A 16,394-nucleotide genomic window follows, 5' to 3' on the forward strand; every position below is an offset into this window, starting at 1 on the left:
CTCCCCGTCCCACCCGCCCGCCGCGCCGGACCCAGGGGACGCGCCGGACCCGTCCGGCCCGCCCGGCCCGTCGAACCCGAACCGGCGCCGCCGATCGGGGCCCTGTTACGGCGCTACCGCGGCGCGGGCGAGCCCCTCTCCTGCGAGCCCGTCACCCAGGGTCTGCTCAACCGCGGGTACCGGCTGGTGACCACACGCGGCTCCTACTTCCTCAAGCACCACCTGGACGGCGACCGGGACGCGATCGTCCGCCAGCACCGCGCCACCCAGCGCCTACAGGAACTGGGCCTGCCCGTCGCGCCGCCCGTCGAGGGCACGGACGGCGGCACGGTCGCCGTGATCGGCGGCCACTGCTACGCCCTGCACCCCTGGATCGACGGCAGGCACCGCGACGGTGCCCAGCTCACCGTCCGGGCCTCCTCGCGCCTCGGCGCCCTGCTGGGGCTCGTGCACACCTGCCTCGACCACGTGATGGACGCTGCTCCGGGTGACGCGGAAGGGGACGCCGGTGCCTCCGGCGACGCGGCAGCGGACAGGGGCGCCCATCCCGCTCGCGGACCGGGATCCCGTACGTTGCCCGCGTCCGACGCCGGGCCCGGCCGCGACCGGCGGCCCGGGGCCGCCTCTGGCACGGCGTCCGGCACCGCGCCATACGCCCGCTACGAGAGCAGGGACCCCGCCCTGACCTACCAGGAGATCTCCCAGCTGCTCGCGCTGGCGCGCGGCCACCGCCCGGGCGACGCGTTCGACGAACTGGCCGCCCACCGCCTCACGGAGCGGCGCGCGCTGCTGGAACGCCACGCCCACCGCAGGCCGCCGCCCGGAGCGGAACCCGCCCCCGGCTGGGTGCACGGTGACTTCCACCCGCTGAACCTGCTCTACCGGGGCGTGGAACCGGCCGCGATCGTCGACTGGGACCGGCTGGCGGTCCAGCCGCGCGCCGAGGAGGCCGTACGGGCCGCCGCCATCTTCTTCGTACGGCCGACGGGCCAGCTGGAGCTGCGGAAGGTACGCGCGTACGCGACGGCGTACCGGCGCGCGGCCGGCGTGGACGCGCGGGAACTCGCCGCCGCCGTGCACCGGGTGTGGTGGGAGCGCCTGAACGACTTCTGGATACTGCGCTGGCGCTACGTGCGCCACGACAGCAGGGCCGACCCGCAGTTCGCCGCCGTATCGGCCCTCGCGGTGTGGTGGACGAAGGAGTACGAGGCGGTGCGCGAGGCCTTCACCGCCTGAGGGCGGACACGCGGAGGCAGGCACTCGACGGCGTGCGCCCGGGCGCGTGCGCCTGAGCGTGTATACCCGGGCGTCCACGCCGGCCCCCGCCCTCCCGGATGCCGGGAAACAACGCGCCGGCCCCGGAAACACGTGGCGATGGCCGCCTTCCCGGAGACACGTGGCGCGGGCGCCCGCCCCGAGGGGTGGACGCCCGCGCCGTGGTCCTTCGCCCGCCGCCCCCGCCGCGCGGGGCCGCGATCCCCCTGGGGGGCGGTCAGTGGCTGGTGGAGAGCGCCCCGTTGATGGTGTTGCCCGCGGTGCCGCCGGCCGAGGTGTCGGTGCCGGTGCTCCCGGTGCCCGTGGTGCCGTTCCCCGCGGTGGTGTCGCCCGTACCGCCGTCGGTCGCGCCGCCGTCGGTCGTGGTCGTGCCGCCGTCGTCCGTCGAGCCGTCACCACCACCGGTCGTCGGGGACGGCTTGTCCGAGGGACCCGTTGCTCCGCCGACCGCGGCTCCGCCGCCCGTGGTGCCGGAGTCCGCCGGCTTGGAGGGCTCGTCCGAGGGCTTCGTGTCCTGCGAGTGCGACGGGTACGACTGGTTGTCGGAGGGCGGGTAGTTGGAGGTGCCCCCGTCCCCGCCGCTCGACGAATCGTCCGACTGCTGGTCGGACTGGGACTGGTCGTCGCTCGGCGTCGGGGGGTCCGTCGTGTGGGAACGCGAGACGGACGGCGCCGGGCTGTTGTCGTCCGGCGACGTGTTGTTCTTGGTCATGGTGTTCACCGCGAAGGCCACGCCGCCGACGATCGCGACCAGCGCCAGGGCGACGAACAGCAGCATCTTGCCGCGCCCGCGACCGCCCGAGCCGCCCGCACCGCTCTCGTCGTAGCCGTTGTAGCCGCCGTCGTTGGGATTCGTGGGCGGCAGCAGCGGGCGCTGCGCCGTCTCCCCGTACGCCCCGTACCCACCGGCGCCGTACCCGGTGCCCTGGCCCATCGCGCTGGTCGCCGCGACGCCGCCGAGCGCCGAAGTGGCGGCCTGGCCGTGCGTGCCGACGGCGCCGGTGTTCCACGTACCGGTGTAGCCGCCCTGCTGCTGGAGCATCTGGAGCCCGTACTGGACGAGCCCGCGCATCTCCTCCGCGCTCTGGAACCGGTCGTCGGGCTCCTTCGCCAGCGACCGCATCACCAGGCCGTCCAGCTCCGGCGGGCTGCCCGCGGAGATCTCCGACGGCGGCACCGGAATGTCCTGGACGTGCTGGTAGACCACGGACAGCGGGGTCTCGCCGACGAACGGCGGGCGCTGCGCCAGCAGTTCGTACAGCAGGCAGCCCGTCGCGTACAGGTCGCTGCGGTGGTCGACCGCCTTGCCGAGCGCCTGCTCGGGCGAGAGGTACTGGGGCGTGCCCATGACCATGCCGGTCTGCGTCATCGTCGACTGCGCGCCGTGCAGGGCGCGGGCGATGCCGAAGTCCATGACCTTGACCGCGCCCGCGTCCGTGATGATCACGTTCGCCGGCTTGATGTCGCGGTGGACGATGCCGTGCTGGTGCGAGTACGCCAGCGCCTCCAGCACGCCGGAGACGATGATCAGCGCCTGCTCCGGCGGCGGGGCGTCCGCGTTGAGCAGCAGGTCGCGGATGGTGCGGCCCTCGACCAGCTCCATCACGATGTAGGGGACGGTCCGGCCGCCCACGGTGTCCTCACCGGAGTCGTAGACCGCGACCACCGCGTGGTGGTTGAGCCCGGCCACCGACTGCGCCTCGCGCGTGAACCGCGCCTTCGCGACAGGGTCCTCGGCCAGATCGGAGCGCAGCAGCTTGACGGCCACGGTGCGGCCGAGCCGTACGTCCTCGGCGGCGAACACCTCCGCCATACCGCCGCGGCCCAGGCGGTGGCTCATGCGGTACCGGCCGTCGCCGACCAGCCCGCCGATGCCCCAGGAGTCCCCAGCATCCGGCGTTCCGCCGCCGCCTGCTTCGGGTTCGGGTGCCATCAGTCCTCGCCGTCGTCTTCTGTCCGCGGGCCGCCACGGGTCGTCCGCCGGGCGCTTCGCGGTCTAATGGAATGTTCCAAGGGGCTGTGCCCGTCACGCTACAGGGTTCATATGACGCGCCGATCCTGGACGGACCGGCCATCAAACCCGTTGCCGCATGCGGGACGCAAATTCCTTGCGCGTCAGGTAACGCTTACGAGACGGTTGCTGTGCGTACGGTCACGGAAGTGGGATCCCTGCTTGACGTGTCTGCGCCCTCCGGCAGACTTGGCGCGTAAAACGGGGATCGGATGGCCGGTTTCCGCGACCACGGTTCCGCGCTACGGCCGCCGCGCCCGCGTTGTCGCAGGACTCATTCTGCACACCGCGGGGTCCAGGGCGGTCCCGCGCCCTAGGGGGAAGCACAGCCATGAGTCAGGACGGCGCGCAGGGCGGGGAAGTGGGTGCCTCCCTCGCGGGTGGCCGGTATCAGCTCCGGAACCTGCTCGGGCAGGGCGGCATGGCGTCCGTGTACCTCGCCTACGACGCGGCGCTCGACCGCCAGGTCGCGATCAAGACGCTCCACTCCGAACTGGGCCGCGAGCAGTCCTTCCGTGAACGTTTCCGGCGCGAGGCACAGGCCGTGGCCAAGCTCTCGCACCCCAACATCGTCTCCGTCTTCGACACCGGCGAGGACGAACTCGCCGGCGCGCTCATGCCGTACATCGTCATGGAGTACGTGGAGGGGGAGCCGCTCGGCTCCGCGCTCCAGTCGGACATCACGCAGTACGGGGCGATGCCGGCCGAGAAGGCCCTGAAGATCACGGCCGACGTACTGGCGGCGCTGGAGACCAGTCACGAGATGGGCCTCGTCCACCGGGACATCAAGCCCGGAAACGTGATGATCAACCGCCGCGGCGTGGTCAAGGTGATGGACTTCGGCATCGCCCGTGCCATGCAGTCGGGCGTCACGTCGATGACGCAGACCGGCATGGTCGTCGGCACCCCCCAGTACCTCTCCCCCGAGCAGGCCCTCGGCCGGGGCGTCGACGCCCGCTCCGACCTGTACTCGGTCGGCATCATGCTGTTCCAGTTGCTCACCGGACGGCTGCCGTTCGACGCCGACTCGCCCCTCGCCATCGCGTACGCGCACGTGCAGGAGGAGCCGCCCAAGCCCTCCGACATCAACCGGTCGGTCACCCGGGGCGCCGACGCGCTGGTCGCGCGGGCCCTGCGGAAGAACCCGAACGAGCGCTTTCCGAGCGCGGCCACGATGCGCGAGGAGTGCCTGCGGGTACTGCCGTCCGCCGGGCAGGCCGCGGCCCCGGTGATCGTGCAGGGCGCGCCGCAGCAGAACAGCGGCTCGGGCGTGGGATCCGCGGTGTTCCCGCCCGTGAACCAGGCGCAGGCGGCGCCGCCCGCGACGGGACCGGGACCGTACGGCGTCCAGACGCCGTACCAGCCGGGCCCCTACGGGGCACCGGCACCCGCCCCGGGGCCCGTCCCCATGCCGCAGCAGGGTTACGGATACCCGCAGGCCCACCCGGCGCAGCAGGGCGGCCTGCCGCCCACCCCGCCCCCGTACACGATCTCCCCGGGGCCCACGGGCAACGGGGCGGGCGGCCCCGGGAGCGGGCGGCGCAAGACCCCCCTCGTCATCGGCGCGGTGGTCGCGCTCGCCGCGATCGGCGGGATCGTCTTCGCCGTCCTGCCCGGGAGCGGCCACAGCACCGACGACAAGGCGACCGGCAAGAAGAGCGGCAGCCCCTCCGCCGCGAGCTACCGGGCACCCGAGCCCGACCGGACCATGAACTCGGACGCCTGCACCGACGCCTACCAGGACTACGACGACGCGAAGAAGGTCGACGCCCCGGACTTCCGCTACAAGGACATCCGGTCGGTCAAGGCCTGCATGAACAAGGTCGGCTGGACGGTCAAGGAACAGGACATCGCCAACGGCGCGTACGCGGACGGCCAGGTGCTGGAGCAGTACCCGGCACCGGGCGACCCGGTCGACCCGAAGAACCAGGTGTTCGACCTGAAGATCTCGACGGGCCGTACGGAGTAGGTTCCGGGCCCGATCGGGCCCGATCGGGGCTGGTCCGGGCCTGATCGGGGCTGGTCCGAGCATGATCGGGGCCTGGTCCGGGCCGTGCCTGGCCTGGCCGGGGGCGGCGGCTGCGGGTCCTGTCCGGGCCGTGCCTGGTCGGGGGGCGGCGGCTGCGAGTCCTGTCCGGGCCGTGCCTGGTCGGGGGGCGGCGGCTGCGAGTCCTGTGGTGCTTACGGGGCTCCGGGACTCCGGGGCTTGTGGGACTGCCGCGTCGCAAGCTCTCGGGCCCGAACCCTCCGTCTCCCAGGCTTTCCGCGTACGGTCCCTCGCCGGGCGCCGGGGCCGCCGACCGCCCGGCCGTACGCCGTATGGTCCTCCCGCCTTGCGGAGTTTTCGGCGGCCCGGGCCGCCGCGCCTGAACCGGGCCATTGGGCGCCGGGGCCGTCCCGCGCCTGGTCACCGTGGGGCCGGAGCGCCCTCCCTCCGCCGCCGTCTTACTCCTGGGCCCGGCACCAGCCCACGCCGTGTCGCGTTTCCCTGCTCATGTTCCGGATGCCGGTCATGTCCATGCATGTGACGCTGGGGCGGTGATTCCGAGGCTGCGCACCTCCTGCGCTCTTGCCGTCGCGTCCCTGCTGCTCGCCGCGCCCGCCGCATGGGCGGACGGGCCCGGCGGGGCCCACGTCGATACGCACCCGGCCCCGCATGCCAGCGCGGGGCTCGCGGGCCGGCAGGCGGGGGAAGGGCGGGACCGGCCTGGCAGGCCGCCGGAGACCGACCCACCCGGCGCGTCGGAGGAGCCCTCGGAGGCGGGGGACCGGACCGCGCGCGACCCTTCCGGCCACGAACCCTCCGCGCACACGTCCCTGGCGCACGAGCCACCCGCGCTCCGGCCCTCCCGCCCGGGGTCAGCGCGCCCGAGTACGACGGAGTCGGAGGGTGTCGCGGCCCGGTCGCCGGGGCCGTCCAGCCAGGACGCGGGGCGGCGGCCCCAGGCCCGGGAGATCGCCTCGACGCCCTCCTCCTCGTCGCCACCGGCCTCCGTGGCGACCCTCGGCGCCGGGATCATGCTGCTCGGCCTCGGCTTCGCCTTCCTGGCCCTGCGCCTTCGCCGGCGATGAACTCCGGCCCCTCGGGGGCCGCGCATGCCCCTCGTAACACCTGCTCCGACCTACTCTGACCTGCGCCTTTATGGCGTCCGTACGACTCAGGGATGACACCCGAGGTCCATCTGAGGTCGCTTGCGGGCCTCAACATACTGGGTATACATACTGAGTATGTCGATTCGCCACGGGCTTCTGGCCCTGCTCGAAGAGGGCCCTCGCTACGGCTCCCAGCTGCGCTCGGACTTCGAGAGCCGCACCGGTGCCACCTGGCCGCTCAACGTCGGGCAGGTCTACACGACCCTCAGCCGCCTCGAACGCGACGGCATGGTCGTCCACGAGGGCGCGGACGACGCCGGGCACACCGTCTACACCATCACGGACCTGGGCCGGGACGAACTCGCGTCCTGGTTCCGTACACCCGTCGACCGCAACAACCCGCCCCGCGACGAACTCGCGATCAAGCTCGCCATGGCCGTGGGCACCCCGGGCGTGGACATCAGGGAGGTCATCCAGGCGCAACGCCACCACACCCTGCAGGCGATGCAGGACTACACGCGGCTCAAGGCCCAGGCGCTCGAACCGCCGCCCCGCGCCCGCGACGAGGTCGCCTGGCTGCTCGTGCTCGAACAGCTCATCTTCCAGACCGAGGCCGAGGCCCGCTGGCTCGACCACTGCGAGGCCCGCCTCGTCCGGCTCTCGCTGCTGCCGAAGGCACCGGCGCAGGACGGGCGGGCCGCCTCGCCGCTCGACGCCCCGTCGTCCCCCACGTCCGCGCACGGGGGACCGGGGACCGGCTCAGCGACCCCGCCGTCCCCTTCCGCCCCGGCCTCACCCCGGGGCACCTCCGCGTCCTGACGCACCCCCGGAACCTGCCCGCTCCAAGGAGACCTCTCTTGTCCAACGCAACCCCCCAGCCCGGCCTGCCGGCACAGCCGCCGCACTCCGGCGCGCGGCTGAGCGCCGACCCCGTCCTGCGTCTGGTGAACCTGACCCGTGTGCACGGCACCGGCGCCACCGAGGTCAACGCCCTGCGCGGTGTGCACCTCGACGTGTTCCCGGGCGAACTGGTCGCCGTGATGGGCCCGTCCGGGTCCGGAAAGTCGACCCTGCTCAGCCTGGCCGGCGGCCTGGACGTGCCCACGTCGGGGCAGGTGATCGTGGAGGGGACCGACATCACCGCGATCACCCGCAAGCAGCTCGCCGCGATGCGCCGCCGCAGCATCGGCTACGTCTTCCAGGACTACAACCTGGTGCCCGCGCTGACGGCCGTCGAGAACATCTCCCTCCCCCGCGAACTGGACGGTGTCTCCGCCCGGAAGGCACGTGTGGAGGCCAAGGCGGCGCTGGAGGAGATGCGGCTCGGCGACCTCGCCGAGCGCTTCCCCGACGAGATGTCCGGCGGCCAGCAGCAGCGTGTGGCCATAGCCCGCGCGCTCGTCGGTGACCGCCGCCTGGTGCTCGCCGACGAACCGACCGGCGCCCTCGACTCCGAGACCGGCGAGTCCGTGCTGGCGCTGCTGCGCACCCGGTGCGACGCCGGAGCCGCGGGCATCCTGGTCACCCACGAGCCGCGGTTCGCCGCCTGGGCGGACCGCGTGGTCTTCCTGCGGGACGGCACCGTCGTGGACCAGACCGTCCGCACCGGGGCCGAGTCCCTGCTGAGCGACCAGGCGGCCGACCGGTGACGACCTGGTACCGCTCCTGGCGCGTGGCGCTGCGCATCGCCCGCCGCGACGCCTGGCGCTATAAGGGACGCAGCTTCCTCGTCCTCGCGATGATCGCCCTGCCCATCCTCGGCGTCAGCGCCGCGGACCTGACGCTGCGCAGCGCGCAGCTGACTCCCGCTCAGTCGCTGTCCCGTCAGATCGGCGCGGCCGACGCGCAGATCAAGGACCCCGACCTCGGCGGGGTCCCGCTGATGCAGGACCCGGGGGACCCCGCCTCGTACACGACGGTCAAGGACTACGGCGACGCCGCCTGGCCGGAGGGCCCCGCCGTCCTCGCCAAGGCGCTGCCCCCGGGGGCCAGGACCCTCTCGGACTCCATCGCCCAGGTCAGCCTGCGCACCACGCACGGCATCCTGGACACCGAGGTGCGCGAACTGGCCTCGAAGGACCCGATGGCCAAGGGCATCCTGCGCCCGGTCACCGGCCATCTGCCGACCTCGTCCGACGAGGTCGCGGCGACCACGCACTTCCTCAAGGTCAGCGGCCTGAAGGTGGGTTCCGAGCTGACCGCGCGCGACCTGGCCACGAAGTACCGCATCGTCGGCTCCTACGAGCTGCCGAACGCACTGGCCGAGGACCAGGTCAACGCGCTGCCCGGCGCCCTGCTCGCGCCGCTCACGAAGGCCCTGGACGCCAAGGGGCTGCCGCCGTTCAGCGCGGACACCTCCCATCTGGTCGGCGTGCCCGGCGGTGCCGGTTTCACGTGGAACATGATGCGGACGGCCAACGCGCACGGCGTCACGGCGCTGTCCCGCGCGGTGACGCTGCACCCGCCGGCCCACGGGGACGTGCCGTACTTCAAGAAGAACAGCCCGATGTCCTCCCGCAGTGACACGACCGTCGTCGGCTCGATCCTCGCGACCATCGTCGGCCTCGCGATGCTGGAGGTCTGCCTGCTGGCCGGGCCCGCCTTCGCGGTCGGTGCCCGGCGCTCCCGCCGCCAGCTCGGCCTGGTCGGCGCCAACGGCGGCGACCGGCGCCACATCCGGGCCATCGTGCTCGGCGGCGGCGTGGTCATCGGCGTGGCCTCGGCCGTCGTGGGCACCGTGGTCGGCCTCGCCCTGACCTTCGCGCTGCGCCCGGTGCTGGAGGACGCCATCGGCAAGCGGTTCGGCGGCTTCACGGCCCGCCCGGCCGAGCTGCTCGGCATCGCCGGGCTGGCCGTACTCACCGGCGTACTGGCCGCGATCATGCCTGCGATCACCGCGTCGCGGCAGACGGTCCTCGCCTCCCTGACCGGCCGCCGCGGTGTCCGCAGGAGCAGCCGCGTCCTGCCGGTGCTCGGCCTGATCGCCGTGGTCATCGGCGCCGTGATCGCCCTGTACGGATCGGCTGTCTCCGACCAGTCGGTCATCGTCGTCGGCGGCAGTGCCATCGCAGAACTGGGCTTCGTGGCGCTGACCCCCGCACTGGTCGGGCTGTTCGGCCGGATCGGCCGCTGGCTGCCCCTGTCGCCGCGCCTCGCGCTGCGCGACTCCGTACGCAACCGGGGCCGTACGGCCCCGGCCGTGGCCGCGGTTCTCGCCGCCGTCGCGGGCACGGTCGCGGTCTCCACGTACAGCGCGAGCAGCGATGCCCAGGCCAGGGCCGCGTACGAGCCGCGCCTCCCCTACGGCGCCGTGTCGGTCCTGACGGGGAGCGACGGCGGCCGGGACGTGACCGCCGCGCGCACGGCCGTGGTCACGTCCCTCCCCGTCCAGGTGCGCGCGAACGTGGCCCGCATCCAGATCGGCAAGAAATCCTGCGACATGTACAGCAGCGACCCGGGCTGCGGGCGGGCCGACATCGAGGTGCCCAAGGCCAACCAGTGCCCGATGTGGACGTACGGCGACACGGTCGACGAGAGGGGTCGGCTCCCGTCCGTGGCCGAGCGGCGCACGATGGCCAAGGACCCGCGCTGCAAGGGCGACGGCAGCGATGTCTCCAGCGGCGTGCTGGTCGGTGACGCCGGCCTCTTCAAGGTCCTGGGAATCCACGACCCGGCCGCCGAGCGGGCGCTCGCCGCGGGCAAGGTCGTCTCGTTCGACAAACGGAACGTGAGCACGGCCGGCGGACACACCACGGTCAGCCTGCGCGTTTACGCCGACACCGCGAAGGAGCAGGAAGCCCTCGGCAAGCACACGATGCCGCAGAGCACCCTCGTCACGCTGCCCGCCCAGGAGGTGGCGGGCGCACCCAAGGCCTATGACGTGCAGCTGCTGATGTCCCCGGCGGCCGCGAGGGCCGCGCACCTGCCCACCGCGCCGTACGGGGCGTACTACTCGACCGGCACCCTGCCCACGAGCGCCCAGGAACAGAAGGCCAACGCGGCCATAGCCAACCTCGGCGGGTTCATCGACCTGCACATCGAGAAGGGCTACACCAGCAAGAACGACATCGTGCTGCTGGCCCTCGGCCTGTTCGCCGGTCTGATCACCATGGGCGCCGCCGGGATCGCCACCGGTCTCGCGCAGACCGACGCGGAGGCCGACCTCAAGACGCTGGCCGCGGTCGGCGCGCCCGACCGGGTACGCAGGACCCTCAGCGGATTCCAGTGCGGGGTGGTGGCCGCGATGGGTGTGATCCTCGGATCGCTCGCCGGTGTGCTGCCGTCGATCGGCCTGCGGCTCAGCGAGCGCCGCAGCGAGCTCACCCAGTACCGGCACAACCTCGCCCAGGGTGCGGTCACCGACGCCCTGCCGCACGTGCCCATCGTCGTGCCGTGGGCAACGCTGGTCGCGCTGCTGATCGCCGTACCGCTCGGGGCCTCGCTGCTGGCCGCCGCGGTTACCAGGTCCCAGCGCTCCCTGTCGAGAAGGGCGGCTGCCTGACCCGGTCCCCACGTGTGTGCGAGACACTGGACTCATGGAGATGCCGAGCAACGAACGGTCGCAGGAGAGCCCCCACATTCTCGTGGTGGGGCAGGACGGAATGGCTCTCGGTGGCGGTGACGCGGGGGACGCACCGCGCGAGAGCCCGGTAACGGAGATGGTCGAACAGCCCGCGAAGGTCATGCGTATCGGCAGCATGATCAAGCAGCTGCTCGAAGAGGTACGCGCGGCTCCTCTGGACGAGGCGAGCCGGGTGCGGCTCAAGGAGATCCACGCCAGCTCCGTCAAGGAACTGGAGGACGGACTCGCACCCGAGCTCGTGGACGAGCTGGAGCGGCTCTCGCTGCCCTTCACCGAGGAGGCAGTGCCGTCCGAGGCGGAACTGCGCATCGCGCAGGCCCAGCTCGTCGGCTGGCTGGAAGGCCTCTTCCACGGCATCCAGACAGCCCTGTTCGCCCAGCAAATGGCGGCCAGGGCCCAGCTGGAGCAGATGCGCAGGGCGCTGCCGCCCGGCGCGGTGCCGGAGGACGAGGCCGAAGCGCAGCAGGGACACGGCGCGATCCGCTCGGGTCCCTACCTGTAACCGGTACGTGCCGGGCACGGTGCACGGCCCCGTTTTCGGGGGCCGTGGCCGGGTACGGCGTGTACCGGGGCGCCGCGGGCGGGCCCGCCATGGACCCCGCCGCCTGTACCGCCCCGCGGACACTCACCGCGCGACGGCTTCGGCCCGCCGCGCAGCCGGGCGGACGGCTCTCGTCCGCCACGCAACGGAAACGGCCCCGGCCGGTTCCCCACGACATCGCGGGGGACCGGCCGGGGCCGTTCCAGGGCCGCATCCGCGTCCTGCGGCCTCGGATCAGCCGGCTTCAGAGGCCTCGGACCTGCAGGAAGCCGGGATCGCAGCGCCTCAGGGGCCTCAGGGGCCTCAGACGATCAGCAGTATCTTGCCGACGTGGCTGCCGGCGTCGAGCGCCCGGTGCGCCTCGGCCGCGTCCGCCATCGCCACGCGCTGGTCGATCACCGGCCGCAGATCTCCCGACGCGACGAGCGGCCACACGTGCTCGCGTACGGCGGCGACGATCGCGGCCTTCTCCTTCGCCGGGCGGGACCGCAGCGATGTCGCGGTGATCGCGCCCCGCTTGGCCATCAGGGCGCCCAGGTTGAGCTCGCCCTTCATCCCGCCCTGCATCCCGATCACGGCGATCCGACCGTTGACGGCGAGCGCGTCCAGGTTCCTCGCGAGGTACTTCGCACCCATGATGTCGAGGATGACGTCCGCGCCCCGGCCGTCCGTCGCCGCCTTGATCTCCTCCACGAAGTCCTGCTCGCGGTAGTTGATCAGGATCTCGGCGCCCAGCTCCTGGCAGCGCGTGAGCTTGTCCGCGCCGCCCGCCGTCACCGCGACCCGCGCGCCGGCCGACTTCGCCAGCTGGATGGCGGCCGTGCCGACGCCGCTGGCGCCGCCGTGTACGAGCAGCGTCTCACCGGGCCTGAGGTGGGCGACCATGAAGACGTTGGACCAGACCGTGCAGACCACCTCGGGCAGCCCGGCCGCGTCCGCCAGTTCCACCCCGTCGGGCACGGGCAGCAGCTGTCCTGCCGGGACCGCCACCTTCTCCGCGTACCCGCCGCCGCTGAGCAGCGCGCACACCTTGTCGCCCACGGCCCACCCGGCGACACCGGGCCCCACGGCCGAGATCCGCCCCGCGCACTCCAGGCCCGGGTACGGCGGAGCGCCGGGCGGCGGGTCGTAGTGGCCCTGCCGCTGGAGCACATCGGCACGGTTGACGGCGCTCGCCACGACATCGACGACCACCTCGCCCTCACCGGGCACGGGATCGGGCACCTGGGACCACACCAGTGCTTCGGGTCCACCGGGTTCCGGAATCGTGATCGCATGCATGGCCGTGAGGCTACCCCCCGCCCCGGCTGCCGCATCCGTTCCGGCACCGCGGTTCGGCCGCGCGTCCACCGCGGGATGCCGGCCCGGGGCGCCCGTCCCCCCGGTGGCCCATGAGACGGCCACCCCTGGGGGATCTTTACGGCTGCGGGAGCGCGATGGACCGTACGGTTCCCGCCCAGGGACCTCGTACGGCTCCCGCCCCGGGACCTCGGAGGGTTTCCATTCAGGGAACTCGGCTTTCCCGCCCAGGTACCGCTACGGCCGCCCCGTGGCCCGTACGGCTACCGTCGGGCGCTGCCGAGGCCCGGCCCCTCCGGGGGCTCCGCGCGTGCGCGGACGATGGCGATCACCCGGTCCGTCGGCTGGAGCGGGCTCGCGGCCGGGTCGTCGTACGCCAGCAGGCGGTGCCCCCGGACCACGCTGACCACCAGGTCGTCCGTCTCCCGCACGCCCCGGCCCGCCTCGGCCTTGGTCACCGGGCGTTCCACCATGTCGAGGCCGCTGCCCTGCTGGATCAGATCGTCCATGACCGACCCCGCCCAGGGGCTCAGGACGGACATGCCGAGCATCCGGCCGGCCGCGCTCGCGCTGGTGATGACCGCGTCGGCGCCCGACTGCCGCAGCAGCGGCGCGTTCTCCTCCTCGCGGACCGCCGTGACGATCTTCGCGTTCTTGTTCAACTGGCGTGCGGTCAGCGTCACAAGCACCGCTGTGTCGTCGCGCTGCGTCGCGATGACGATCTGCCGGGCGCGCTGGACCTCCGCACGCAGCAGCACATCACTGCGCGTCGCGTCACCGATGACGCCCGTGAGCCCCTCGGCGTTGGCCGCCTCGATCACCTTGCCCGACGGATCGACGATGACGAGCTGGTCCTTGCGCAGCCCGGTGGCGCAGAGCGTGTGAGCCGCCGACCTGCCCTTGGTGCCGTAGCCGATGACCACGGTGTGGTCGCGCAAGGTGGACCTCCAGCGGTTCTGCCGCCACTCCTCCCGGGTGCGCTCCGTGAGGACCTCAAGAGTGGTACCGACCAGGATGATCAGGAACAGCACGCGCAGCGGGGTCACCAGCAGCACATTGGTCAGCCGGGCACCGTCGCTGTACGGGACGATGTCGCCGTATCCCGTGGTGGAGAGCGTCACCGTGGAGTAGTAGACGGCGTCCAGGAAGTCCACGGAGCCGTTGGCGTTGTCGTGGTAGCCGCCCCGGTCGGACCAGACGATCAGGACCGTCAGGAAGAGCACGGCGAGGGCCATCGCCAGTCGCCGCAGTACCTGTCGCAGCGGGCCCTTGGTGGTGCGCCGGGGGAGGCTCAGCCGGGCACTGACCAGGTGTTCGTCGGCGTTCCTCGCGATGGCGTCCTGGCCGGGAAGTTTCACGTGAAACACCCGCCCTCGACCGGGGCCGTCCACGGCAGATCGAGGACTTCGAGCAGATCCCCGGGTGCCATGTCGCCGGGCGGCACCACCACCAGCCCGTCGGCGACAGCGATGCCGCGCAGCATCGCGGGTCCGCTGAAGTGCACCGGCTCCAGCGCCTGTGCCCGGTGGACGAACGGCACCAGCCGGGTGTGGTCCGGATGCCCGCGCAGGTCCTCGTCGACCGGCGCGTGGTACGGCATCGGCGCCCTGCGCCCCGCCAGCTCGCGCAGCAGCGGTTCCGCGAGGGTGAGCAGTCCGGAGACGGCCGCCAGCGGATTGCCCGGCAGCCCGACCAGGTGGCGCCCGGCGTCCAGCGCGGCCAGCAGCATCGGGTGCCCCGGGCGTACGGAGACGCCGTCCACCAGCAGCTTCGCTCCCGCCTTGTGCAGAACGGGATGGACATGGTCGACCGGACCCGCGGCCGTACCGCCCGTGGTGACGACGAGGTCGGCCCGGGAGCGGGTGATCGCGCGGTACAGGGCGGCGGCGTCGTCCCGTACCCGGTGGGTGGAGAGCACTTCGCCGCCCAGCGAGCGCAGCCAGGGTCCGATCATCGGCCCCAACGCATCCCGGATCAGGCCGTCGTGGGGCAGACCCTCGGTCAGTAGCTCGTCACCGACCACCAGTACCTCGACGGTCGGGCGCGGCACTGTGTGCAGCGTGTCGTACCCGGCCGCTGCGGCGAGCCCCAGCACCGCGGGGGTGACCGTCGCGCCCGCGGGCAGCAGCTGGTCGCCGGAGCGGCACTCCTGTCCGCGCGGCCGGATGTCCTGCCCCTGGGTGACGCGCCGCAGGGCGTGCAGCCCGCCCGCGTCGTCCGTGCGCGCGTGCTCGCTGCGGATGACGGCTGTGGCCTCGGGCGGGACGCGCGCACCGGTCGCGATCCGCACGGCCGTGCCGTCCGGCAGCCGGCCCGCGTACGCGTGCCCCGCGAGCACGGACTCCGCCGCCACCAGGGTCCAGGGCCCCGGGCCCGAGACCGCCCAGCCGTCCATGGCCGAGGTGTCGAACGACGGCAGGTCGGTGAGGGCGGTCAGCGGCTCCGCGAGCGCCTCACCCAGCGCCCGCTCGCCCGGGACCCGGTGGGCCCGGCCGCCCCGGGTCAGGCGCCCCGCGCGCGCGGCGCGGGCCCGCGCGGCCGGCCAGCCCAAAACCCCGCCCGGCGCGGTGTGCGCGCCCGCCGCGTCGGCCACCGACCGGTCACGGACCAGGGCGAGGGCGTCGTCGACCCCCTCGATCTCCCCGACCGCGCCGAGCTTCCCGGGCGCGCCGAGGTCGCCGTCCCACGTCGTCATCCGGCGTCGGGCCCCGAACCGTCCGCTTCCTCCTCCCAACGACGGGCCAGTGCCGATGCCTTGGCGGCCGCCTCGGCGACCGCCGCTTCGCCCTGGCCTGCCGCTCCGGCCGCCGCGTAGCCGACCAGGAAGGTCGTCAGCGGGGCCGCGGGCCGCGCGACGCCGTGCGCCGCGTCGCTCGCGAGGGCGAGCAGCAAAGTGGTGTCGACGTCCAGCTCGATGCCGAGCTCGTCCTTGACTGCGGTGATCCATTCATCCAGCACGGTCCCATGCTCCCTGATGCGCGTCCGGGCAGCGGCAATGTCGTCCCAGGTGTCGCAGTCGAAGGCCGCGAAGGGGTCGGTATCCACCCGGACAAGGTCCAGTTCGTGCGAGAGCAGGCGCAGTGGCAGGCCCGCGAGGCTCCCGTACTCGGCGGCGAGCAGGCCGAGGGCGCGGCGCAGTGGTTCGGTGCGGTAGGCCGCGACGAGCGGCTGGTCACGGCCGTCCTCGTCGACGAGGAACGCCGCCTCGGCGGTGCCCGCCCCGAGCGCGTCCCGCAGCCGCCGTACCGTCTGCGGGCCCAGGAAGGGCAGGTCGGCGGAGAGTACGAGGACCGTGTCCACGGACACGCACCGCATGCCCGCGTGGAGCGCGGCCACAGGACCGCCGCCCGGCGGCTCCTCACGGGCCCACCGCACGGGCCGTACGGTCGGCCGCCTGCCGCCCACCACGACGGTGCGCCCGGCGTCGGCGCAGGCGGCCAGCACCCGGTCGAGCAGAGCCCGGCCACCGACGCGTACGGCCGGTTTGTCGGCGCCGCCGAGGCGCTTCGCGGCGCCCCCGGCGAGCACCACGGCGTCGTACGCGGCCACCGCGTGCTCGCGCACCGCGGGAGCGTCCTTCGCGGCTGTCATGG

12 protein-coding genes are annotated in these 16,394 nt (G+C 73.3%); 7 read left to right on the forward strand and 5 right to left on the reverse strand.

The genetic code is table 11. The annotated features are described in order from the left end of the window. Positions 1-93: 93 nt before the first annotated feature. Positions 94-1,236, forward strand: coding sequence for a phosphotransferase (locus OG310_RS17525; protein ID WP_329460227.1), 1,143 nt, complete (start codon positions 94-96; stop codon positions 1,234-1,236). Positions 1,237-1,492: 256 nt separating this feature from the next. On the opposite strand, the gene OG310_RS17530 is transcribed toward OG310_RS17525, so the two are convergent. Then, complete coding sequence (locus OG310_RS17530) at positions 1,493-3,208, reverse strand: protein kinase domain-containing protein (RefSeq protein ID WP_329456814.1); 1,716 nt, start codon at positions 3,206-3,208, stop codon at positions 1,493-1,495. 409 nt (positions 3,209-3,617) lie between these two features. Here OG310_RS17530 and OG310_RS17535 point away from each other — a divergent pair, with 409 nt between their 5' ends. The 6 genes from OG310_RS17535 (at position 3,618) to OG310_RS17560 (ending at position 11,463) form a co-directional block, all read left to right on the forward strand. Then, on the forward strand, positions 3,618-5,255 hold the full coding sequence (locus tag OG310_RS17535; RefSeq protein ID WP_329456815.1) for a protein kinase domain-containing protein: 1,638 nt from the start codon (positions 3,618-3,620) through the stop codon (positions 5,253-5,255). A gap of 569 nt (positions 5,256-5,824) precedes the next feature. Next, on the forward strand, positions 5,825-6,358 hold the full coding sequence (locus tag OG310_RS17540) for a hypothetical protein (protein WP_329456816.1): 534 nt from the start codon (positions 5,825-5,827) through the stop codon (positions 6,356-6,358). Between the two features lie 156 nt (positions 6,359-6,514). Beyond that, positions 6,515-7,198, forward strand: coding sequence for a PadR family transcriptional regulator (locus OG310_RS17545; RefSeq protein ID WP_329456817.1), 684 nt, complete (start codon positions 6,515-6,517; stop codon positions 7,196-7,198). 98 nt (positions 7,199-7,296) lie between these two features. Then, positions 7,297-8,028 (forward strand): ABC transporter ATP-binding protein, encoded by a 732-nt coding sequence (locus OG310_RS17550; RefSeq protein ID WP_329460228.1) that lies wholly within the window; start codon positions 7,297-7,299, stop codon positions 8,026-8,028. Beyond that, on the forward strand, positions 8,025-10,880 hold the full coding sequence (locus OG310_RS17555) for an ABC transporter permease (protein WP_329456818.1): 2,856 nt from the start codon (positions 8,025-8,027) through the stop codon (positions 10,878-10,880). Before OG310_RS17550 ends, OG310_RS17555 begins: the two co-directional genes overlap by 4 nt. Before the next feature lie 34 nt (positions 10,881-10,914). Continuing rightward, entirely contained in the window at positions 10,915-11,463 is a 549-nt protein-coding gene (locus OG310_RS17560; RefSeq protein ID WP_329456819.1) for a bacterial proteasome activator family protein, read from the forward strand. 342 nt (positions 11,464-11,805) lie between these two features. On the opposite strand, the gene OG310_RS17565 is transcribed toward OG310_RS17560, so the two are convergent. The 4 genes from OG310_RS17565 to OG310_RS17580 form a co-directional block, all read right to left on the reverse strand. Next, complete coding sequence (locus OG310_RS17565; protein WP_329456820.1) at positions 11,806-12,783, reverse strand: NAD(P)H-quinone oxidoreductase; 978 nt, start codon at positions 12,781-12,783, stop codon at positions 11,806-11,808. A 281-nt stretch (positions 12,784-13,064) separates the two neighbouring features. Continuing rightward, entirely contained in the window at positions 13,065-14,159 is a 1,095-nt protein-coding gene (locus tag OG310_RS17570) for a potassium channel family protein (protein ID WP_329456821.1), read from the reverse strand. After that, a complete protein-coding gene (locus OG310_RS17575; protein ID WP_329456822.1) occupies positions 14,156-15,496 on the reverse strand; it encodes a molybdopterin molybdotransferase MoeA in 1,341 nt (446 codons plus the stop codon). The genes OG310_RS17570 and OG310_RS17575 overlap by 4 nt, the downstream gene beginning before the upstream one ends. After that, the gene (locus OG310_RS17580) at positions 15,493-16,350 is read right to left on the reverse strand and encodes an NTP transferase domain-containing protein (protein ID WP_329460229.1); all 858 of its coding nucleotides are present in this window, start codon (positions 16,348-16,350) and stop codon (positions 15,493-15,495) included. Before OG310_RS17580 ends, OG310_RS17575 begins: the two co-directional genes overlap by 4 nt. Between the last annotated feature and the right edge of the window lie 44 nt (positions 16,351-16,394).

Origin of the sequence: Streptomyces sp. NBC_01497 (assembly GCF_036250695.1) — a bacterium.
In the GTDB taxonomy this organism is placed as follows: domain Bacteria; phylum Actinomycetota; class Actinomycetes; order Streptomycetales; family Streptomycetaceae; genus Streptomyces.